This is a genomic window from Saccharothrix coeruleofusca (assembly GCF_017876325.1).
Lineage (GTDB): Bacteria > Actinomycetota > Actinomycetes > Mycobacteriales > Pseudonocardiaceae > Actinosynnema > Actinosynnema coeruleofuscum.
In genome coordinates this window covers 5,763,773-5,783,898 of sequence record NZ_JAGINV010000001.1, presented here as the reverse complement: position 1 = coordinate 5,783,898, position 20,126 = coordinate 5,763,773, and the positions used below count along the sequence as shown (strand labels likewise).

Annotated in this window: 24 protein-coding genes; 12 read left to right on the top strand and 12 right to left on the bottom strand. The window is 73.8% G+C overall.

Annotated features, from left to right (window positions below; genetic code table 11):
- Positions 1-7: 7 nt before the first annotated feature.
- Both JOF41_RS26165 and JOF41_RS26160 read left to right on the top strand, forming a co-directional pair.
- Entirely contained in the window at positions 8-1,399 is a 1,392-nt protein-coding gene (locus tag JOF41_RS26165) for a WS/DGAT/MGAT family O-acyltransferase (RefSeq protein ID WP_209622774.1), read from the top strand.
- Positions 1,396-1,899, top strand: coding sequence for a DUF6912 family protein (locus JOF41_RS26160; protein ID WP_189225598.1), 504 nt, complete (start codon positions 1,396-1,398; stop codon positions 1,897-1,899). The genes JOF41_RS26165 and JOF41_RS26160 overlap by 4 nt, the downstream gene beginning before the upstream one ends.
- Positions 1,900-1,912: 13 nt before the next feature.
- On the opposite strand, the gene JOF41_RS26155 is transcribed toward JOF41_RS26160, so the two are convergent.
- The 3 genes from JOF41_RS26155 to aroA form a co-directional block, all read right to left on the bottom strand.
- The gene (locus tag JOF41_RS26155; protein ID WP_209622771.1) at positions 1,913-2,299 is read right to left on the bottom strand and encodes a VOC family protein; all 387 of its coding nucleotides are present in this window, start codon (positions 2,297-2,299) and stop codon (positions 1,913-1,915) included.
- 210 nt (positions 2,300-2,509) lie between these two features.
- A complete protein-coding gene (gene rsgA / locus JOF41_RS26150; RefSeq protein WP_209622768.1) occupies positions 2,510-3,520 on the bottom strand; it encodes a ribosome small subunit-dependent GTPase A in 1,011 nt (336 codons plus the stop codon).
- 1 nt (position 3,521) lies between these two features.
- Positions 3,522-4,787 carry a 3-phosphoshikimate 1-carboxyvinyltransferase gene (gene aroA / locus JOF41_RS26145; protein ID WP_209624463.1) on the bottom strand — a complete coding sequence of 422 codons (1,266 nt, stop codon included), beginning with the start codon at positions 4,785-4,787 and terminating at the stop codon, positions 3,522-3,524.
- A gap of 95 nt (positions 4,788-4,882) precedes the next feature.
- On the opposite strand from aroA, the gene JOF41_RS26140 reads away from it, so the two are divergent.
- On the top strand, positions 4,883-5,644 hold the full coding sequence (locus JOF41_RS26140) for an SOS response-associated peptidase (RefSeq protein WP_209622765.1): 762 nt from the start codon (positions 4,883-4,885) through the stop codon (positions 5,642-5,644).
- A 36-nt stretch (positions 5,645-5,680) separates the two neighbouring features.
- Entirely contained in the window at positions 5,681-6,298 is a 618-nt protein-coding gene (locus JOF41_RS26135; RefSeq protein ID WP_209622763.1) for an alpha/beta hydrolase family protein, read from the top strand.
- A 4-nt stretch (positions 6,299-6,302) separates the two neighbouring features.
- Here the strand turns inward: JOF41_RS26135 and ybaK are convergent, their stop codons facing one another.
- Positions 6,303-6,779, bottom strand: a complete 477-nt coding sequence (gene ybaK / locus JOF41_RS26130) for a Cys-tRNA(Pro) deacylase (RefSeq protein WP_189225593.1) — start codon at positions 6,777-6,779, stop codon at positions 6,303-6,305.
- A gap of 191 nt (positions 6,780-6,970) precedes the next feature.
- Between ybaK and JOF41_RS26125 the strand changes: the two genes are divergently transcribed.
- A complete protein-coding gene (locus JOF41_RS26125) occupies positions 6,971-7,597 on the top strand; it encodes a sigma-70 family RNA polymerase sigma factor (RefSeq protein WP_189225592.1) in 627 nt (208 codons plus the stop codon).
- Positions 7,594-7,908, top strand: coding sequence for a mycothiol system anti-sigma-R factor (rsrA, locus tag JOF41_RS26120; protein WP_189225591.1), 315 nt, complete (start codon positions 7,594-7,596; stop codon positions 7,906-7,908). Before JOF41_RS26125 ends, rsrA begins: the two co-directional genes overlap by 4 nt.
- Positions 7,909-7,968: 60 nt before the next feature.
- Here rsrA and JOF41_RS38685 read toward each other — a convergent pair whose 3' ends face one another.
- The gene (locus tag JOF41_RS38685) at positions 7,969-8,043 is read right to left on the bottom strand and encodes a 50S ribosomal protein bL37 (protein ID WP_369299106.1); all 75 of its coding nucleotides are present in this window, start codon (positions 8,041-8,043) and stop codon (positions 7,969-7,971) included.
- 180 nt (positions 8,044-8,223) lie between these two features.
- Between JOF41_RS38685 and JOF41_RS26115 the strand changes: the two genes are divergently transcribed.
- Positions 8,224-9,702 (top strand): PAS domain-containing sensor histidine kinase, encoded by a 1,479-nt coding sequence (locus tag JOF41_RS26115; protein WP_189225732.1) that lies wholly within the window; start codon positions 8,224-8,226, stop codon positions 9,700-9,702.
- Between the two features lie 133 nt (positions 9,703-9,835).
- Here the strand turns inward: JOF41_RS26115 and JOF41_RS26110 are convergent, their stop codons facing one another.
- Complete coding sequence (locus tag JOF41_RS26110) at positions 9,836-10,090, bottom strand: WhiB family transcriptional regulator (RefSeq protein WP_053719541.1); 255 nt, start codon at positions 10,088-10,090, stop codon at positions 9,836-9,838.
- A gap of 250 nt (positions 10,091-10,340) precedes the next feature.
- Positions 10,341-11,285 carry a diacylglycerol/lipid kinase family protein gene (locus JOF41_RS26105; RefSeq protein WP_189225590.1) on the bottom strand — a complete coding sequence of 315 codons (945 nt, stop codon included), beginning with the start codon at positions 11,283-11,285 and terminating at the stop codon, positions 10,341-10,343.
- 279 nt (positions 11,286-11,564) lie between these two features.
- Here JOF41_RS26105 and JOF41_RS26100 point away from each other — a divergent pair, with 279 nt between their 5' ends.
- The 3 genes from JOF41_RS26100 (at position 11,565) to JOF41_RS26090 (ending at position 13,796) form a co-directional block, all read left to right on the top strand.
- Complete coding sequence (locus tag JOF41_RS26100) at positions 11,565-11,960, top strand: hypothetical protein (protein ID WP_209624462.1); 396 nt, start codon at positions 11,565-11,567, stop codon at positions 11,958-11,960.
- Positions 11,961-12,073: 113 nt separating this feature from the next.
- Positions 12,074-12,814 (top strand): S1 family peptidase, encoded by a 741-nt coding sequence (locus JOF41_RS26095; RefSeq protein ID WP_209622760.1) that lies wholly within the window; start codon positions 12,074-12,076, stop codon positions 12,812-12,814.
- 184 nt (positions 12,815-12,998) lie between these two features.
- Positions 12,999-13,796: an SAM-dependent methyltransferase gene (locus JOF41_RS26090; RefSeq protein ID WP_229796039.1), complete on the top strand. Its 798-nt coding sequence runs from the start codon at positions 12,999-13,001 to the stop codon at positions 13,794-13,796.
- Between the two features lie 40 nt (positions 13,797-13,836).
- Here JOF41_RS26090 and JOF41_RS26085 read toward each other — a convergent pair whose 3' ends face one another.
- Entirely contained in the window at positions 13,837-14,274 is a 438-nt protein-coding gene (locus JOF41_RS26085) for a MarR family winged helix-turn-helix transcriptional regulator (protein ID WP_189225587.1), read from the bottom strand.
- Positions 14,275-14,342: 68 nt separating this feature from the next.
- Between JOF41_RS26085 and JOF41_RS26080 the strand changes: the two genes are divergently transcribed.
- Entirely contained in the window at positions 14,343-14,840 is a 498-nt protein-coding gene (locus JOF41_RS26080) for a hypothetical protein (protein WP_209622757.1), read from the top strand.
- Positions 14,841-14,846: 6 nt separating this feature from the next.
- On the opposite strand, the gene JOF41_RS37385 is transcribed toward JOF41_RS26080, so the two are convergent.
- The 4 genes from JOF41_RS37385 to JOF41_RS26060 form a co-directional block, all read right to left on the bottom strand.
- Positions 14,847-15,218: a DUF5684 domain-containing protein gene (locus tag JOF41_RS37385; protein WP_189225585.1), complete on the bottom strand. Its 372-nt coding sequence runs from the start codon at positions 15,216-15,218 to the stop codon at positions 14,847-14,849.
- A 67-nt stretch (positions 15,219-15,285) separates the two neighbouring features.
- Entirely contained in the window at positions 15,286-15,774 is a 489-nt protein-coding gene (locus JOF41_RS26070) for a GNAT family N-acetyltransferase (RefSeq protein WP_209622753.1), read from the bottom strand.
- The gene (locus JOF41_RS26065; protein ID WP_189225583.1) at positions 15,767-16,369 is read right to left on the bottom strand and encodes a histidine phosphatase family protein; all 603 of its coding nucleotides are present in this window, start codon (positions 16,367-16,369) and stop codon (positions 15,767-15,769) included. The genes JOF41_RS26070 and JOF41_RS26065 overlap by 8 nt, the downstream gene beginning before the upstream one ends.
- A 27-nt stretch (positions 16,370-16,396) precedes the next feature.
- Positions 16,397-17,275 (bottom strand): cyclase family protein, encoded by an 879-nt coding sequence (locus tag JOF41_RS26060; RefSeq protein ID WP_209622749.1) that lies wholly within the window; start codon positions 17,273-17,275, stop codon positions 16,397-16,399.
- 131 nt (positions 17,276-17,406) lie between these two features.
- Between JOF41_RS26060 and JOF41_RS26055 the strand changes: the two genes are divergently transcribed.
- Complete coding sequence (locus JOF41_RS26055) at positions 17,407-20,094, top strand: AAA family ATPase (RefSeq protein WP_209622746.1); 2,688 nt, start codon at positions 17,407-17,409, stop codon at positions 20,092-20,094.
- The last annotated feature ends 32 nt before the right edge of the window (positions 20,095-20,126 follow it).

Genomic DNA, 20,126 nt, shown 5'->3' with positions numbered 1-20,126 from the left:
GGGCCTCATGCCCGACCGACTCTCCGCGCTGGACGCCTCGTTCCTGTACCTGGAGGATTCCACGACGCCGATGCACGTCGGAGGGGTCGCGGTGTTCCGCCGTCCCCGCACGGGCTTCGACTACGACCGGCTGGTCGACCTGATCGAGCAGCGGCTGGCGCTGGTGCCGCGCTACCGGCAGAAGGTGGTGCCGGTGCCGGGCAGGCTGGCCCGCCCGGTGTGGGTGGACGACCAGGACTTCGACGTCACCTACCACGTGCGCCGCTCCGCGCTGCCCAAGCCGGGCAGCGACCAGCAGCTGCACGAGCTGGTGGCGCGGTTGATGTCGCGGCCGCTGGACCACGCCCGCCCGCTGTGGGAGGTCTACCTGGTCGAGGGACTGGCCCGCAACCGCACCGCGGTGGTCACCAAGACCCACCAGGCGGTGGTGGACGGGTTGGGGGCGCCGGAGATCGGCCAGGTGATGCTGGACGTCTCGGCGACCCCGCGCGGGCCGGTGGAGAACCTGTGGATGCCGCAGCCGGAGCCGAGCCCGGTGCAGCTGGTGGCCGACGCGGTGGCCGAGGCCGTGCAGCGGCCGGGTGAGCTGGTGGAGAACGTGCGCTCGGCGGCGATGGACACGGTGGCCACGGTGCGCAAGGTGGCGGGCGCGCTGGGCGGTCTGGCGTCGGTGGTGCGCACGGCGGCCACGCCCGCGCCGGGCAGCCCGCTGAACGTGCGCATCTCGCCGCAGCGCCGCTTCGCGGTGGCGCGGGCCCGGCTGGACGAGTTCCGCGCGATCCGCCGGGCGCACGGCGGCACGGTCAACGACGGGGTGCTGGCGGTGCTGTCCGGGGCGCTGCGGAACTGGCTGCTCTCCAGGGGCGAGGCGGTCACCGCGCACACCACGATGCGCGCGATGGCCCCGATGTCGGTGCGCGCCGAGGACGGCGCCCCGGCGGGCGGGCAGGTCGCGGCGTACCTGGTGGACCTGCCGGTGGGGGAGCCGAACCCGGTGGTGCGGCTGCACCACGTCAGCCACGCGATGCGGGCGCACCAGGAGTCGGGCCAGTCGGTGGCGGCGCAGACGCTGGTGCGGTTCTCCGGGTTCGCGCCGCCGACGCTGCACGCCCTGGGCGCCCGCGCGGCCAGCTCGTTCTCCCGGCGGCTGTTCAACGTGGTGGTGACCAACGTGCCCGGCCCCCAGGTGCCGCTGTACGCGGCGGGGGCGAGGATGATCGAGATGTTCCCCGTGGTGCCGCTGGCGAAGAACCAGGCGCTGTCGATCGGCGTGACGTCCTACGACGGCGGCGTGTACTTCGGGTTGAACGCGGACCGCGACGCCATGCCGGACGTCGACGTGCTCGCGGCCATGGTGGAGGAGTCGGTGGAGGAGCTGATGGGAACGGTGTCCGCATGAGGGTCTACCTGCCCGCGACCGTGGCGTCGCTGCGGGAGCTGGTGGAGCGGGGCGAGTTCGTCCCGGTGGGCGGCACGGGTTTCGCGCTGACCCCGGCGCTGCGCGAGTCCTACGCCACCGGCGACACCGAGGAGCTGGAGTACGTCGCGATGCTGGACGCGGCGCGGGCTTCGCTGCGCCTGCTGGCCGCCGAGCTGGCCGCCGACGACAAGGCCCCGGCGCGGCGCGCGGTGGTGTCGGTGGACGTGGACGACGTGACGCCCCGGCCGGACCTGGACTTCTCGGTGGTGAAGGTGTCCGGGGCGGTGCCGCTGAAGCGGATCGCCGCGATCCACCTGGACACCGCCGAGGCCGAGGACGCGGTGCGCGAGGCGGCCGAGGTGGTGGACGAGGCGGACCTGGGCGACCCGGACGCGGAGTTCGCCATGGGCAGCGCGGAGGACCACGAGCTGGCCTGGTACGCGCCGCAGGAGCTGAGCTTCGTGCTGGAGCTGATGTAGCCGCGCCCGGCGGTCACATGCCGGGCGCGGGTTCCCACAGCTCGATGCGGTTGCCCTCCGGGTCGACGCACCAGCCGAACCGGCCGAACTCCGAGTCCTCGGTGTCCGGCAGCACTTCCACGCCCCGCGCGCGCAGCCGTCCGAGCAGGTCGTGCAGGTCGTCCACGCGCAGGTTGAGCATGGCCCGCTGGCCCGGTTCGCCGAAGTAGTCGCTGTCCTGGGCGAACAGCGCGAAGGTGGTCGTGCCGGGGTGGTCGTCGGTGGCCGAGTCGTCCCAGTGGAACGTCACGGTGCCGTGGTCGCTCATCGGCACGCCCAGGTGCTCGCGGTACCAGCCCGCCAGTCGCGCGGGGTTGCGGGAGCGCAGGAAGACCCCGCCTATTCCGGTCACCTTGGCCACGGTCGCGCAGGCTACTACCGCGTGCCGCGCCGGTGCGGCGGACGCGGTCGAGCCGGTGCGCGGGCGTTCGAACGCACCCGTTCGGACGCGGGCCCCGGCGGCTCATGGCGGGAATCCCCTGTACGCGGGTATCACCGGTTCGGTGGTTGCGCGGCCTGCCGGGTAGTGGCTAGCGACCCCGGGAGGTGGGGCGGGTAGTACTTGCAGGCGTCAGTCGTACTCGTCGAGCTTGGCGCGGGAGGCGAGCAGGCGGCGCAGCGAGGCGAGGCGGCCTGGGGACGCCTCGCCGGTGGTGACCAGCTCGTCCAGCATGCAGTCGGGGTCCTCGGGAGCGCCCAGGTGACCGCACCCGGACGGGCACTCCTCGGCCATGGCCTTCATGTCCGGGAACGCCGCCACGATGTCGTCCGGGGTGATGTGCGCCAGGCCGAACGAGCGGATGCCCGGCGTGTCCACCGCCCAGCCGCCCTCGGGCAGCGGCAGCGCCACGGCCTGGGTGGAGGTGTGCCTGCCCTTGCCGACCCCGCTGACCACGCCCACCGCCCGGTTGGCGTCCGGCACCAGCTTGTTCACCAGCGTCGACTTGCCCACCCCCGAGTGCCCGATCAGCGCGGAGAGCCGGTCGACCAGCCGGTCCCGCAGCTCGGCGGGGTCCACGTCGGACCGCGTCACCACCACCGGCACGTCCAGCTCCGAGTACGCGGCCAGCAGCTCGTCCGGCGGCGCCAGGTCCGACTTGGTCAGGCACAGCAGCGGCTCCAGCCCGCCCGCGTAGGCGGCGACCAGGCAGCGGTCGATGAAGCCCCGGCGCGGCGGCGGGTCGGCCAGCGCGGTCACGATCACCAGCTGCTCGGCGTTGGCGACCACCACCCGCTCGAACGGGTCGGTGTCGTCGGCGGTGCGCCGCAGCACGCTGCGCCGCTCGGTCACCCGCACGATCCTGGCCAGCGTGTCCGGCTGCCCGGAGGTGTCGCCGACCAGGCCGACCTGGTCGCCCACGACGACCGGCGTGCGGCCCAGCTCGCGCGCCCGCATGGCGGTGACCAGCCTGCCGGGGTCGTCCTCGACCGCGCAGGTCCACCGCCCGCGGTCCACCCCCACCACCATCGCCGCCACGGCGTCGGCGTGCTCGGGGCGGCGCTTGCTGCGCGGCCGGGTGCCCTTGCCCGGCCGGACCCGCACGTCGGACTCGTCCAGCCGCCGCCAGTCGCCGCGGGCCACGTCAGCGCACCCCGAGCAGGTCGGCCCACATGCCGGGGAAGTCCGGGATGGTCTTGGTGGTGGAGCCGATGTCGTCCACCACCACGCCGGGCACGACCAGCCCGATGATCGCGCCCGCCGTGGCCATCCGGTGGTCGGCGTAGGCGTGCCACACGCCGCCGCGCAGCGGTGCGGGGGTGATCACCAGGCCGTCCTCGGTCTCCTCGGCCGCGCCGCCCAGGCCGTTGATCTCGGCCACCAGCGCCGCGATGCGGTCGGTCTCGTGGCCCCGGATGTGCGCGACGCCCCGGATGCGCGTCGGCCCGTCGGCCAGCACGGCCAGCGCCGCCACGGTCGGCGTCAGCTCGCTCTCGTCGCGCAGGTCGACGTCCACGCCCATCAGCCGGTCCGGGCCGCGCAGGGTCAGCCCGGCCGGGGACAGCTCCACCACGCACCCCATGCGCGCGAACAGGTCCCGCGCCGCGTCGCCGGGCTGCGTGGTGGACGCGGGCCAGCCGGGCACGGTGACCTCGCCGCCGGTCACCGCGGCGGCGGCCAGGAACGGCGTGGCGTTGGACAGGTCCGGCTCGACGTGCCAATCCCGCCCGGCGACCGGTCCCGGCTGCACCCGCCAGGTGTCCGGAGTGGAGTCGTCCACGGCTACGCCCGCTTCGCGCAGCATCGCCACGGTCATGTCGATGTGCGGCAGCGACGGCACGGGCTTGCCGGAGTGCACGACCGTGAGGCCGCTCTCGTACCGCGCGCCCGACAGCAGCAACCCGGAGACGAACTGGGAGGACGCCGAAGCGTCGATGGTCACCTCGCCGCCGGGCAGCCCGCCCTTGCCGCGCAGGGTGAACGGCAGCGCGTCGCCGTCCACGTCCGCGCCCAGGGCGCGCAGCGCGCCCAGCACCGTCCCCATGGGCCGGACCCGCGCCTGCTCGTCGCCGTCGAAGAGCACCTCGCCGGTGGCCAGCGCGGCGGCGGGCGGCAGGAACCGCATGACCGTCCCGGCCAGCCCGCAGTCCACCGACGCCGGTCCCCGCAGCGGAGCGGGCGTCACCCGCCACGACCCGTCCGGCCCGTCCTCGACCCCGACGCCCAGCGCGCGCAGCGCGGCGGCCATCAGCAGGGTGTCCCGGCTGCGCAGCGGGGCGTGCAGCGTCGCGGGGGCGTCGGCGACGGCGGCCAGCACCAGCGCCCGGTTGGTGATCGACTTGGAACCGGGCACGGGCACGGTCGCGCGCACGGGACCGTCGGCGGTGGGAGCGGACCACTGCGGAGTCATGGCCGGAGTCATGGCCAGATGATCCCGCATCGGATTCCGGATGGCTCGCACCGGGCGTCGCGACGTGCGACGATGGCGGTCGGAGGTGATCGGTTTTGTGCGGCAGGTACGCCTCGACCAAGAACCCGGCGCTGCTCGCGGCGGAGTTCGACGCGGTGGACGGGACCGAGGGCGGGGCGCCGGGACCGGACTACAACGTGGCGCCGACCAAACCGGTGCTGGCGGTGGTCGAGCGGCACCCGCGCGACGGGGACGGCGAGCCGGACCCGGAGGTCACCGAGCGCAGCGTCCGGGTGATGCGCTGGGGGCTGGTCCCGCACTGGGCCAAGGACCTGTCCACGGCCGCCAAGATGATCAACGCGCGGGCGGAGAGCGTGCTGGACAAGCCCGCCTACCGCGACTCCGCGGCCAAGCGCCGCTGCCTGGTCCCGGCCGACGGCTGGTACGAGTGGCAGCCCGGCGAGGGCCGCAAGCAGCCGTACTTCATCACCCCCGGCGACGGCTCCAGCCTGGCCATGGCGGGCATCTGGTCGGTGTGGTGGCAGCAGGACGGCGACGAGCGCAAGCCGATCGTCACGTGCGCGGTGCTGACCACCGACGCCATCGGCGAGATGACGCAGGTGCACCACCGGATGCCGCTGGTGCTGCCCCGCGACCGCTGGGAGGCCTGGCTGGACCCGGACAGCACCGACCCGAAGCACCTGCTGGAGCCGGACCTGGACCTGGTCAACGCCCTGGAGCTGCGCCCGGTGTCCACTCGGGTCAACAGCATCCGCAACAACGACCCGTCCCTGCTGGACCCGATCGCGCTGGCCGAGGACGAGAAGCCGGAGCCCACCCTGTTCGAGCTGAAATGACCGCTGAGATGACCGCGCTGAAATGACCGCGCCGAGATGACCACCAGGCTGGTCGACACCCCGCACGGCCCGGCCAGGGTCGAGATGCACTGCGCCCCGGAGGGCCGGGCGGCGCTGCTGCTGGGCCACGGCGCGGGTGGCGGCATCCTGGCCCCGGACCTGGTGGCGGCGGCCCGCGCGGCGGTCGCCGCGGGCGTGCACGTGGCGCTGGTCGAGCAGCCCTACCGGGTGGCGGGCAGGCGGGCCCCGGCCCCGGCCAAGCAGCTGGACGCGGCCTGGCTGGCGGTGGCGGAGGAGTTGGGCTCGCGCTCGTTCGACACGCTGCCGCTGCTGTTCGGCGGCCGGTCCTCGGGCGCGCGGGTGGCGTGCCGGACGGCGGCCGACGGCCAGGCGGTGGCGGTGCTGTGCCTGGCGTTCCCGGTGCACCCGCCGGGCAGGCCGGAGAAGTCGCGGCTGGCCGAGCTGGACGCGCTGGAGGTGCCGAGCCTGGTGGTGCAGGGCGAGAAGGACCCGTTCGGGATGCCGCCGCCCGGCCACCACCGGGAAGTGGTGGTGCAGCCGGGCGACCACAACCTCAAGGGCGACCTGGAGGGCCTGCACCGCGTGGTGGGCGAGTGGCTGGGCCGCATCCTGCGCCCGCTGGAGGTCGTCTGAGGGCTCAGGCCGAGATGGGGGCCACCACCGCGGCGGTCAGCCTGGCCAGCTCGGCGGGCGCGATCTCCACCTCCAGGCCGCGCCGCCCGGCCGAGCAGTAGATGGTGTCGAAGCCCTCGGCGGAGGAGTCCAGCACCAGCGGCAGCCGCTTCTTCTGCCCCAGCGGCGAGATGCCGCCCGCGACGTAGCCGGTGGCCCGCTCGGCGGCGGCCACCTCGGCCATCTTCGCCTTCTTGCCGCCCAGCGCGGCGGCCAGCGCCTTGAGGTCCAGCTGCCCGGTGACCGGCACGACGCCGACCGCGAGCTTGCCGTCCACCTCGGCCACCAGGGTCTTGAACACCCGCTCCGGCGCGACCCCCAGCGCCTCGGCGGCTTCCAGCCCGTAGGACTCGTGCCGGGGGTCGTGCTCGTAAGCGTGCAGTGCGTGCGCCACCTTCTGCTTGTCCAGCAACGCGGTGGCGGGCGTTCCACGTCCGGCCATGAGCGCGCACCCTAACCGGGAATGCCCCCGCGCCCCACCGCGTTGTCGCGGGTGTGGCAACCGAGGTGATGGACCAGCAGGTCACCAGAGCGAAGAAGGCCCGGCCGCCCCGTGGCGCGGCCGTCAGCCGACCCGGCGACCGCCGCGTATCCTCGAACGCGTTCCAGCCAGCATCAACCACGGGGAGCGCGGTGCCAGCCACCCGAACGCAGGTCACTCCGACAGATGAGACGCAGGCCGAGCGCGCCGCGCGTTTCGAGCGCGACGCGATGCCGCTGCTGGACCAGCTGTACTCGGCGGCGCTGCGGATGACCCGCAACCCGGCGGACGCGGAAGACCTGGTCCAGGAGACCTACCTGAAGGCCTACGCGGCCTTCCAGTCCTTCTCCCAGGGCACCAACCTCAAGGCCTGGCTGTACCGCATCCTGACCAACACCTACATCAACGGCTACCGCAAGAAGCAGCGCCAGCCGCTCCAGCAGCCCACCGACGAGATCACCGACTGGCAGCTCGCCCAGGCCGAGAGCCACACCTCGGCCGGGCTGAGGTCGGCCGAGGTCGAGGCGATGGACCGGCTGCCCGACAGCGACGTCAAGGAAGCCCTCCAGCGCCTGCCGGAGGAGTTCCGGATCGCGGTGTACCTCGCGGACGTGGAGGGCTTCGCGTACAAGGAGATCGCAGACATCATGGGCACCCCGATCGGCACCGTGATGTCCCGGTTGCACCGGGGCCGCAGGCAGCTGCGCGAGCAGCTGGCCGACGTAGCGCGCGAGCGCGGCTTCATCCGCGACGGCCACCGGGAGGTGGCGGGCAAATGAGCTGCGGCGAGCACCACGAGACCGACTGCTCGGAAGTGCTGTCCGAGGTCTGGCTGTTCCTTGACCACGAGTGCGACCAGCAGCGCAGGCAGCTGCTGGAGACGCACCTGAAGGAGTGCCACCCCTGCTTGGAGCAGTACGACCTGGAGGAGCACCTCAAGGCGCTGCTGGCCCGCAAGTGCGGCGGTGAGCTGGCCCCCGAGGAGCTCAAGGCCCGGCTGCGCGCCCGCATCCGGGAGACCACCGGGGGCAGCGCCGAGCCCGCCGGTGGCGCCGGGATCGGGGTCCCCACCGCGGGCAAGCGGGACTGAACACGGCCGAAGGGCCCGCCGAACGGTGTTCGGCGGGCCCTTCGCGCACCTGGTGTCGACTCAGGTGTTGGGGCGCTTCCCGTGGTTGGCGCCGCCCCTCTTGCGGTCGCGGCGCTTGCGGGCACGCTTCGACATGGGGTTCTCCTCCAGCTCGAACTGCTTCGCCCCAGTGTGACAGACCACGGCCGACGACCTCGGACGCGGGGCGGCGCCGTGGTTGGATGGCGGGGCACGGACCGGGGCGACGAGAGAGGGCACGGGCATGGTCGAGGAGGGCGTCGTCCGGCGGGGCGACCTGGACGCGGTGGTGCGGCCCTGTCCACGCTGACCGACCTGCTCGCCGAGCACACCAAGCTCTCCGGCGCCGCCGTCGACCACCTCCAGCTGGTGGTCGCCGAGTGGCAGCTGCTGTCGGACCTGTCGTTCGCGGACTTCCTGATGTGGGTGCCGCTGGACGACCGCGAGTTCCTGTGCGTGGCGCAGGCGCGGCCCACCACCGCGCCGACCGCCCACCCGGAGGACGTGGTGGGCAGCACCACCGACGTCGACGAGCACCCGCAGCTGCGCCGGGCGGTGACCGAGGTGCGGATCTGCCGCGAGGAGGACCCGCGCTGGCACCTGGGCGTGCCGGTGCGCCGGGAGGCCATCCCGGTGCGGCTGGGCTCCGAGGTCATCGCGGTGCTCAGCCGCAACACCAACCTGGCCGTGCCCAGGGTGCCCAGCCCGCTGGAGATCTCCTACCTGGGCAGCGCGGCCGACCTGTGCCAGATGATCGCCGACGGCACCTTCCCGACCACCGAGCCGTCGCCGGACGTGCACACCAGCCCGCGCGTGGGCGACGGCCTGATCCGGCTGGACGCCTCCGGGGCGGTGGTGTTCGCCAGCCCCAACGCGCTGTCGGCCTACCACCGCATGGGGCACGCCTCGGACCTGATCGGCGTGCACCTGGCGCCGCTGACCCGGTCGCTGATCGGCGACCCGTTCGACGCCACCGAGGTCGCCCAGCGCATCCGGCTGGCGCTGGACGGCCAGCCCAGCATGCGGATCGAGGCCGAGTCGCGGCGCGGGGCGGCGGTGCTGTTCCGGGCGCTGCCGCTGCGGCCCAGGGGCAGCGCGGCGGGCGCGCTGGTGCTGTGCCGGGACGTCACCGAGGTGCGCAGGCGCGACCGCGCGCTGATGTCCAAGGACGCGACCATCCGCGAGATCCACCACCGGGTGAAGAACAACCTGCAGACCGTGGCCGCGCTGCTGCGCCTGCAGTCCCGGCGGACCAGCAGCGAGGAGGCCCGCGAGGCGCTGGCCGAGTCGGTGCGCCGGGTCACCTCGATCGCGCTGGTGCACGAGACGCTGTCGATGTCGGTGGACGAGCGGGTCGACCTGGACGACGTGGTGGACAAGGTCATCCCGATGATGAGCGACGTGGCGGCCACCGAGTCGCAGGTGGTGGTGCGCCGCGAGGGCCCGTTCGGGATCGTGCAGGCGGAGCTGGCGACGCCGCTGGTCATGGTGCTCACCGAGCTGGTGCAGAACGCCTTCGAGCACGCCTACGCGGCCGGGCAGCGCGGCGAGGTGGTGGTGCACGCGGAGCGGTCGGCGAAGTGGCTGGACGTGGTGATCGCCGACGACGGCCGCGGCCTGCCGCCGGGGTTCTCCCTGGAGCGCACCGACCGGCTGGGGCTGCAGATCGTGCGGACCCTGGTGGAGTCCGAGCTCAGGGGGTCGCTGAGCTTGCGCAGACGCCCGCGCGGGGGTACTGAGGCGGTCCTGCGCGTGCCGTTGAGGGCCCGGCGTTAGACTGATCCCGTGCACACGTGACGACCTACCTCAGCGGAGTGTCACGTGGTCACGCGGGAGGGTGTGCAACAAGCGAAGGCCCCGACACCTGGCACGGTGTCGGGGCCTTCGCGCTATCGTCGGCCGGGTGGCCTCAGGCGTTGCTGCGAGCCCTGGTCCGGGCGTTGCGGCGCTTGAGGGCACGGCGCTCGTCCTCGCTCATCCCGCCCCACACGCCGGCGTCCTGCCCGCTCTCCAGCGCCCACGAGAGGCAGTCGGAGACGACGGGGCAACGGCGGCAGACGGTCTTCGCCTCGGCGATCTGCAGGAGCGCAGGACCGCTGTTCCCCACGGGGAAGAACAGCTCGGGGTCCTCGTCGCGGCAGATCGCGCGGTGGCGCCAGTCCATTGGAACTACTCCTCAGCTAGGCGCGCGCGTGGGCACGCCACTCGTCAGCGGTCGGTTTTGGGGTGCTTGTGAATGCTTTCACGAACTGCTGGGATGTCAAGGGGTTAGCACTGACCCGGTGAGTGAACTCACCCGAAAGATCGACAGCGTTCACCAGCGGTTTCGCCGTGCGACACCGCCTCCGGCGGCAACATCGCAGATCGGTAGCGCTCCGGTCACGCCACGATCACGCCGCGTCTCGCGCCACGCCTCACACTGCGACGGTCAGCGCGCCCGGCGCGGAGGTGAACTCCACCTCCGTGCACGCTCCCAGCAAGTCGCCGTCGACCTGGAGGTTGACCGGCTCCTTGCTGGTCACTCGGACGTACTCGACATCGTCGCGGCGCAGCAGGTTCTCGCCACGGGGGTTCCCGTCCGTGGCCAGAAGATGCGCGAGATACCGCAAAATTGTCGGCAGACCCAGTCCGAGCAGCGCGAACAGCCCCAGACCGGCGTCGAACGAGGTGCTCGGGTTGAGCCGGATCGCCTTGTCGCCGAGGTAGGTCCACGGGTCGGTGTTGGACACGAAGGCCAGCCTGACCTGCTCGAACGGCCCCTCGTCGGGGATCTGCACGGTCAGCTCGGGGTTGCGCCTGCGCTGGGTGGCGTAGCTGGTCAGCGCGGTCCGCGCGTACAGCAGCGGACTGGCCTCCCGGCCCTTGGCGCGCTCCTGCTCCACGCCCGCGACCACGTCGGCGTCCCAGCCGACGCCCGCGTTGAAGGTGAACCAGCGGTCGTGGTCGCCGCCCGCGCCCGCGGACGCCACCCGGCCAAGGCCCACCCGGCGGCTGGTGCCGTGCTCGATGGCCTGCAGCAGCCGGTAGGTCGCCTCGACGGGGTCGCGCGGCAGCCCCAGCGCGCCCGCGAAGACGTTCGCCGAGCCGCCGGGCACCACGCCCAGCATGGGCGCGCCCGATCCCGCGCCGTCCCGCAGCAGCCCGTTGACGACCTCGTTCACCGTGCCGTCCCCGCCGTGCGCCACGACCAGGTCGTAGCCCTCCACGGCGGCCTGGGCCGCCGCGTCCGCCGCGTGGCCCCGGTAGGCGGTCTGGACGGTGTCCAGCTTCACCTCGCTGGCCAGGGCGTGCGCCAGCACGTCACGTCCGGCAGGCGTCGTTGTCGTCGCCTGCGGGTTGACCACCAGGAGTGCGCGCACTACCGCAGAGTAGGACAACCGGCCACGCCGGGCAGGTCGCACCTCACCCGACAGGACCAGCGGACACGCGTCGAAGTGGTCCAGATCTCCTTCCCGCGCCGCAGCGCGAACCGCGGCGCAGCCGCTCCCGAACCGTCCGCGACAAGGCACCCCGGCCCGACCGCCGGCTCGCCGAAGACCCCCCGATCTTCGCTCTTGAGGCGGTCGAACGGGACTCGCCAACCGGGTGGCCTACGATGCGTGACGAGTACGCACCGTGAGGAAAGGCCCAGCGTGACGATGCAGAAGCCGGTTCCGGGGGCGGTCCGGGCGGCGGGCGCGCTGACCGCCGTGCAGGGCTTGGCCGGGCTGGGGTTCGCGGTCGCGCTGGTGGTGCGCGCGTTCAGCGCCGACGCGGACTCGGGCCGGGTGCTCGGCGAGGCCGCCTACTTCGTCGTGCTGTGCTCGGGCGTGCTGGCCGCCGGTGTCGGGCTGCTGCTGGGCAAGCGCTGGGCGCGCACGCCGTCGCTGGTGGTCCAGCTGCTGCTGCTGGGCGTGGCCTGGTACGCCTACGGCCCGTCGGGCAGGCAGCTGATCGGCGCGCTCATCGGCATCTACGCGGTCTCGGTGGTGGCGCTGCTGTTCACCGCCCCGGCCCGCGAGTGGGTGCTGGGCCTGGACGAGCCGGACGAGTAGAGCGGCTACCCCCGGTTACTCCCGACCATCGGAGGGTGCCGGATGTCACTCCAACGAGTGAAGCTGAGGGTGGTGAATTCACCACTCCCTGCGTTCGTTGAGGTGACGAATCCATGCGACTTTCCCGCGTCCTGTCCGCGGTGGTCGGAGCCGCTGCCGCGCTCGCCCTGACCGCCGTGCCGTCCACGGCGTCGGCTCAGGAGGCCGACGGCGGCGTCCAACCGTTCATCATCGGCGGCGGCACCGCGAGCAACGCCCCCTGGGCGGCCCGGCTGTTCCACAACGGCCAGGAGAACTGCTCGGCCACCATCATCGCGCCGACCTGGATCCTGACCGCGCAGCACTGCGTGGCCAACTCCGGCACCTACACCTTCCGGGTCGGCAGCCTGGACCAGACCACCGGCGGCACCGTGGTCACCGCCACCCGGATCATCCAGCACCCGTCGGCGGACCTCGCGCTGGCGCGCATCGACCGCTCCGTCTCCGCCACCTACGCGCCGCTGGGCACCAGCACGGCGGTGCGCACCGGCCAGACCGTGCAGATCTACGGCTGGGGCGCCACCTGCACCAACCGGCCCGAGATCGAGTGCCAGTCGCGCTACCTCAAGTACGCCGACACCAGGGTGACCTCGGTCAGCAGCGAGGACTACCGGGGTGGCACCGCCATCGCGGTGACCCGCGTCAACGGCATCGCCGCGGGCGGCGACTCCGGCGGCCCGATGTTCGCCACCAGCCCGGTGGACGGCCGCGCGTACCAGGTCGGCGTGGCCTCGACCAGCGACCGCTCCACCCGGTCGTACTACACCAACGTGACGCGCTACCGCTCCTGGATCCAGTCCAACGCGGGCGTCTGACCACCACCGGAGGCCGCCGGGGCACCCTGCCGCCCCGGCGGCCTCCACGTTCGGCGCACGGCGCGATCACCAGACGCAATCACCCTTCGTGTTCACGATTGGCGGATGGACACGAACGGAGTAGCCGGATACGGTTCGGCAGGCGTTTCACGCCGCTCCGGGAGCAGGCAGGGTGAGGTGCGCTGTGCAGAACCCCCCGAGACGGGTGTCGACGAGCGGTGACCTGGACCGCCCCAACGTGGCCCGGCTCTACGACTACTACCTGGGCGGGGCGCACAACTTCGCGGTCGACCGCGCCTTCGCCGAGCAGTCGATGAAGTCCCTGCCCACCGACGAGCTGGTGCAGCACAGCCGCGCGTTCCTGCGCCGGGCGGTGCGCGTGTGCGTCGCCGCGGGCATCCGCCAGTTCCTCGACCTCGGCTCGGGCATCCCCACCGCGGGCAACGTGCACGAGGTCGCCCAGCAGGCCGACCCCACCTGCCGCGTGGTGTACGTGGACAACGAGCCCGCCACCGTCGCGCACGGCCGCACCATGCTGCGCGACAACCCCGGCGCGGCGATCGTGGAGGCCGACGTCCGCGACCCGGAGGCGGTGCTGTCCTCCGCGGAGTGCCGGGCCATGCTGGACCTGACCAAGCCCATCGCCGTGCTGATGGTCGCCATCCTGCCGTACCTGCTGGAGTCCGACCGGCCCGCCGAGGTCGTCACGGCCTACCGGGACGCCATCGCGCCCGGCAGCTACCTGGTGCTCACCCACCTCACCGACGACGCGCAGCCCGACCTGGTGCGCAAGCTGCTCGACGTGGCGGCCAGCACGCAGACGCCGATCGTGGCGCGCTCCCAGGCGCAGGTGCGGCGGCTGCTGGAGGGCTTCGACCTGCTGGAGCCCGGCCTGGTGATGTCGACCCGCTGGCGGCGCGACGACGGCCCGGAGACCGGCGCCGAGTCCGTCGCCTACGGCGCCGTCGGCGTCAAGCGCTAGCAAGTACCACCCGCCCCACCCGTCGGGGGACCGCTGACCACTACCCGGCGTCCCCGGTCCCGGTCAGCCGCCGGGTCTCCCGCCGCAGCACCTCCACCGTCCTGGTGACGAAGTCCGCGATGGCGCGCTGCTCGGCCTCGTCGTAGCGGTCCACCACCTCGGCCATCGAGGCGGCCAGGCCCGCGAAGACCTCCCCGAAGGCGTCCTCGACGGCGCTGACCACCACCCGCCGCCGGTCGGCCGGGTCGGGTTCGCGCCGCGCCAGCCCGGCCCGCTCCAGCCGGTCCACCACGCCGGTGACCGCGCCGGGGGTCAGGGCGATCTCCCTGGCCAGCGCGCCCGCCGTCATCGGGCCCTTGGCGGCCAGCAGCGCGAGCGCCCGCTGGTCGACCGCGGTGACGCCCAGGTGCGCGCCCACGGCCTCGTGGAAGGCCACCACCGCGGTGCTCAGCTCGCGCCCGAACTCCCGTCCGCTCATGCCCCGACTCTAACTCGCCTGATATTTCAGTACACTGAACTAAAATGTTCGCCGACTGAGGAGTTAGCATGGGGGAGCTGAGGTTGGCCTGGGACGTGCCCGCGTGGGCGTGGCGGTTCTACCTGGGCCACTTCCCGCTGATCGCGGGCCTGTCGCTGATCGCGTCGGCGCAGCGGCTGGTGGTGGTGAACTGGGGCCTGCCGCGCGGCTGGTCGCTCGCCTCGGAGGTGCTCGTCATGGCGGCCCGCGCGGTGCTCGTCGTGGCGGTGTGGCGGCTGGCGACGAGGGACGAGCGGCTGAGCTGGGCGGCGGCCGGGGCGTTCGCCTCGCAGCACTGGCGCAGCCTGGTGGCCCAGGCGCTGCTGCTGTGCGCGGCGTTCCTGGTCTTCGACCTCGGCGCGGAGCGCGGTGTCGGCGCGCTGCTGCCGGAGGCCGCCCGGCAGCCCTACCTGGCGGCGCTGCTGTTCGTGAAGAACCCGACGGTCATCGCGTTCACGCTGGTGTGGTGGATCGGCCTGATCAGGCAGGTCTCCCGCGTGCCGGGGCACGCGGGAGCGGTGGGGTGAGCGGGGTCAGGCCGCGGCCGGGCCGCGGTACCGGGCGTCGCCGAAGGCCAGCACCGGGTAGCCGATGAAGCTGAACAGCCACAGGCCCACGACGCCGAAGCCCGCGCCCTTGCCGAAGGACTTGGCCACGTCGACGGCGACGACGAGCGAGATGACGAAGTTGACGAGCGGGATGATGTAGAGGATCAGCCACCAGCCGGGACGGCCCGCGATCTTGAGCATCACGTAGATGTTGTAGATCGGGACGATGACCGCCCAGCCGGGTCTCCCGGCCTTGCTGTACACCTTCCACATCGACGCGATCAGGAAGACCGCGATCGCCAAGCTGATGATGATCGGTACGACGCCGACGGAGGCGTCAGTCTGGTACTGGTCCACGGCGCGGAACTGTGTCACCCGAACGGGCGACGTGGGCTTTTCTGGCCGTTTCGTGAGCCGTTCGAGATCAACCGTCCACTCGGGACATGTCCACCAGGGCCTGGTCGGTCAGCCGGAACACCGTCCACTCGTCCTGCGGCACCGCGCCGATCGACTTGTAGAACGCGATCGTGGGCTCCAGCCAGTCCAGCACCGCCCACTCCAGCCGGGCGTAGCCGCGCTCGACGCACTCGCGCGCCAGCGCGGCCAGCAGCGCCTTGCCCAACCCGCTGCCGCGCCGGTCCGGCCGCACGTACAGGTCCTCCAGGTAGATGCCGTGCACGCCGCGCCACGTGGAGAAGTTGAGGAACCACAGCGCCATGCCGACCACCTCGCCGCCCACCTCGGCCACGTGGCCGAACAGCGCGGGGGAGGGGCCGAACAGCGCCGCGCGCAGCTGCTCGACGGTCAGGTGGCACTGGTCCGCCGACCGCTCGTGCGCGGCCAGCTCGTGCGCGAAGCCGACCAGCGCGGGCACGTCCTGCTCGCGGACCCGGCGGACGCGGGGGTCAGCCACCGTCGACCTCCCACGCGGGCACGTTGAGCCTGCGCACCTGCGGATCGCCCCGCTCCTCGCCGAGCACGGTGGTGCCAGCCGGGTCCAGCCCGAAGTGCACCCCCTCGCTGGGCGGCAGGTTCAGCCAGGTGGCGATGAGCACGCGGCTGAAGTGCCCGTGCCCGACCAGCACCACGTCACCGTCGGCCAGCGCGTCCCTGGCGGCCTTGACCACGCCCCTGGCCCGCCGGTGCACCTGGTCGTGCGTCTCGCCGCCGGGCACCGGGTGCGTCCACACCGTCCACTTCGGCACGGTCTCGCGGATCTGCGGGGTGGTCAGGCCCTCGTAGTCGCCGTAGTCCCACTCGGCGAGCTCCTCGGTGCGCTCCGCGCGCAGGCCCGCCAGCTCGGCGGTCCGCCAGGCGCGCTGGCGGGGGCTGCTCAGCACCAGCGCGGGCGGCTCGTCGGTGCCCCGCAGCGCGGCCAGCACCCGGCCCGCGCGCCGGGCCTGGAGCACGCCCACCTCGGTGAGCGGGATGTCGGAGCGACCGGTGTGCCTGCCGCTCTCCGACCACTCGGTCTGACCGTGCCGCAGCAGGTACACGTGAGCCGTCACGCCCCCGATCCTAGTGCCGTCGGCGGCTCAGAAGATGGCCAGCGGGTTGACCGGCACGCCGCTCGCCGCGCCCAGCCGAGGGGGAGCGGCGACGAACAGGAAGGTGGCGCGCCCCTCCTCGGCGCAGGCGGCCGCCAGCCCGGTGGGGTCGGCCACGTCGATCAGGGGCATGCCGAGCCGGGCCAGGCCCACGCGGTGCAGCGGGGCGAAGACGCCGGGCTCGACGGGCGGTCGCGCGTCACCGATGTCGCCCGCGTAGACCGCCACGTCGTGCCGGTGCATCCAGAGCACCGCGTCGAGGGTCATCCCCGGCACGCGCCGGTCGAGGCAGGCCGCGTAGTCCCAGCCGCCGCGCACCACCAGCGCGTCCCCGGCGCGGACTTCGACCCCGGCCCGCGCGCACGCCTCCTCCAGCTCCGCGCCGGTCACCCCGTGGCCCTCGGGCAGCGGGCCGTCGGCGGCCAGGTCGACCAGGACGCCGCGGGTCACCACGCCCTGCCCGAACACCGCGGTGGACCCGTGCCGGTAGCCCCCCGGACCACCGGCATCCTCCAGCGCGACCCCCGGGTACACCTTGCCGTCCACGACCTGGTGCACCAGCGAGTCGAAGTGCGTCAGCTCGGGGTGGTGCGTCAGCATCACGATCAGCTCGGCCGTGCCCACGGGGGAGGAGCCGGTGAACAGCGCGGCCTGCATCGCCCCGATCGAGTCCGCGCCCAGGGGCGCGGTGGGGCCCGCGACCAACGGCGACGTCGGCACGGGGCGCGCGATCGAGACGGTCCGCCCGCTGCGCGCCTCGGTCACCGCCCGCGCCCGCACCTCGGGGGTGATCAGGTTCAGGGTGCCCCGCTCGTCGCGCTCACCCCAGCGCCCCCAGTTGGACGGCAGCTCCGCACTCCCGCTCATGCACGGCCCTTCTCGTCATCGGATCACCGGGCACCGCGCCGCCGCGGCGCGGTGCGGCGCAACCGTCCCGCGACGGCGGGCGGCCTCGCGTCGGCAACGGGTACGTAGACGCGGGCACGTAGATTCAGCGCATGCGAACCCGCGCCCCGGCGCAGGACGTCCTCGTCGGAAGGCGGGAGGAGAGCCTGCGCTTGACCGAGCTGACGGCCGCCGCCCGCGAGGGGCGCGGTGGCGCGCTCGTCCTGCGCGGCGAGGCGGGCATCGGCAAGAGCGCGCTGCTGGAGCTGACCGCGCGGGTGGCGTCCGGGTTCCGGGTGGTCCGCGCGTCCGGGGCGGAGTTCGAGAACGAGCTCCCCTACGCCGCCCTGCACCAGCTGTGCGTGCCGGTGCTCGGCCACCTCGACCGCCTGCCCACCCGGCACCGCGAGGGGCTGGAAGTCGCCTTCGGGCTCCGCGACGGCGCGCCGGACGTGTTCCGGGTCGGCCTGGCGGCGCTGGACCTGCTGACCTCCGCCGCCCGGAACAGGCCCCTGCTGTGCCTGGTCGACGACGCGCACTGGCTGGACGCGGCCTCGGCCAGGGCGCTGACCCTCCTCGCCAGGCGCATCGCGGCCGAACCGGTCGCGGTGGTCTTCGCGAGCCGACCCAGGGAAGCGGCCACCGAGCTGGACGAGCTGCCCCGGCTGGAGGTCGGGGGGCTGGCCGACGCCGAGGCCAGGCAGCTGCTGGCGGCGCGGACTCCGCTGGCGCTCGACGAGCACGTGCGCGAGCAGATCCTCGCGGAGGCCAGGGGCAACCCGCTGGCCCTGCTCGAACCGCCCGCTGCGGGCGGGTTCGCGCCACCGGGCGCGGGGTCCGTGCCGACGGCCGTCGAACGCGGCTTCCAGGCGAGGCTGCCGGGCCTGCCCGACCAGGCGCGGCTGCTGCTGACGGTCGCGAGCGCCGACCCGACCGGTGACGCCGGGCTGCTGTGGTCGGCGGCCGGGCACCTCGACATCGACGTGTCCACGGCGGGCGCCGCGGCCGCCGCCACCGGCCTGGTCGAGTTCGGCACCCGCGTCCGCTTCTGCCACCCGCTGGCCCGCTCCGCGGTCTACCGGGCCGCCACGGGCGAGTGGCTGCGCCGCGCGCACGCGGCGCTGGCCGAGGTCACCGACCCCGACGTCGACCCGGACCGCCGGGCCTGGCACCGGGCGCAGGCCACCGCCTGGCCCGACGAGGACGTGGCCGCCGAGCTGGAGCGGTCCGCCCACCGCGCCCGGTCACGGGGCGGCATCGCGGCCGCGGCGGCGTTCGCCGAGCGCGCGGCGGCGCTGTCCCCCGACCCCGCCAAGCGGGTGGACCGGGCGCTCGCGGCGGTGCGGGCGCGACTCGACTCGGGCGCCACCGCCGCCGCGAACGCCCTCCTCGGCACCATCCCGGCGACCACCGACCCGCGCAGGCAGGCCGAGGTCGACCTGCTGCGCGGCAAGCTCGCCTTCATGTCCCACCACGACGGCAACGGACCGGCGTTCATGCTGCGCGCCGCGTCCCGGATGGCCGCCGTCGACCCCGCCGCGGCCCGCGCGCACTACCTGGACGCCCTGGAGATGGCACTGGTCGTGGGGCGGGCCAGCGGCGTGCTGGCCGAGGTGCTGGCCGCCGTCCCGCAGGCACCGCCGTCGCCGGTGCCGGACGTGCTCGACGCCCTGGTGCTGCTCGCCGAAAAGGGGCACCGCGCGGCGGTGCCGCTGCTGCGCAAGGTCCTGGTGGACGACGACCGCGCGCTGTGGACCGAGCGTCCCGCGCTCGCCGTCATGCTCGTCGGAGAGCTGTGGGACCCGCACACCCACGTGGACATCACCGAGTGGCTGGTGAAGACCGGCCGGGACACCGGCTCGGCACCCGTGCTGCGGCTCGCCCTGGCCCAGGTCGCCTCCTGCAACGCGCTGCAGGGCAACCTCGGGCGGGCGACCGAGGCCGTCGCGGAGGAGGAGGCGATCGCCGACGCGATCGGCGGCCCCCCGATGCTCTACCCCCGACTGCACCTGGCCGCGATGCGCGGCCGCCGCGACGACGCGCTCCAGCAGTTCGAGACCGCCAGGGCGACGGCGACCAGACAGGGCGCCGGGCACCTGATCGCCAACGTCCACTGGGCCGAGGCGGTCCTGGGCAACGGCCTCACCGACTACCCAGCGGCGCTGGCCGCCGCCCGCCGGGCGGTCGAGCACGGCGACCTCGTGCTCGCCGGCCTTGCCCTGCCCGAACTCGTCGAAGCCGCCGTCCGCGGCGGCGCCCCCGACGTCGCCGCCGCCGCGCTCGCCGAGCTCACCGACCGGACCGAGGCCAGCGGAACGCCGACCGGCCTCGGCGTCGCGGCGTACGCGCGCGCACTGGTGACCGGTGCCGAGGACTGCTACCGGGAGGCGCTGGACCACCTCGACAGCAGTCCCCTGATGCCCTACCGCGCCAGGGCGCACCTGCTGTACGGGGAGTGGCTGCGCCGCGCGGGCCGCAGGCGGGACTGCCGCACGCACCTGCGCACCGCGCACGACCTGCTGTCCACGGCCGGTCTGGAGGCGTTCGCCGGACGAGCCGCCGTCGAGCTGAAGGCCACCGGCGAGAGCGCGCGCGAGCGCTCCCCGCACGCGCACGACCGGCTCACCACGCAGGAGACGCACGTCGCCCGCCTGGTCGCGACCGGCGCGACGTCCGCCGAGGTCGCCTCCCGGCTGTTCCTCAGCAGGCGCACCGTCGACGCCCACCTGCGCAACATCTACCGCAAGCTCGGGATCAGCTCCCGCCGCCAGCTCAAGGACCTCCCCGGCATCGCGCCCTAGAACGCACCGCGCCGCGTCGCCCCCGGAGCACG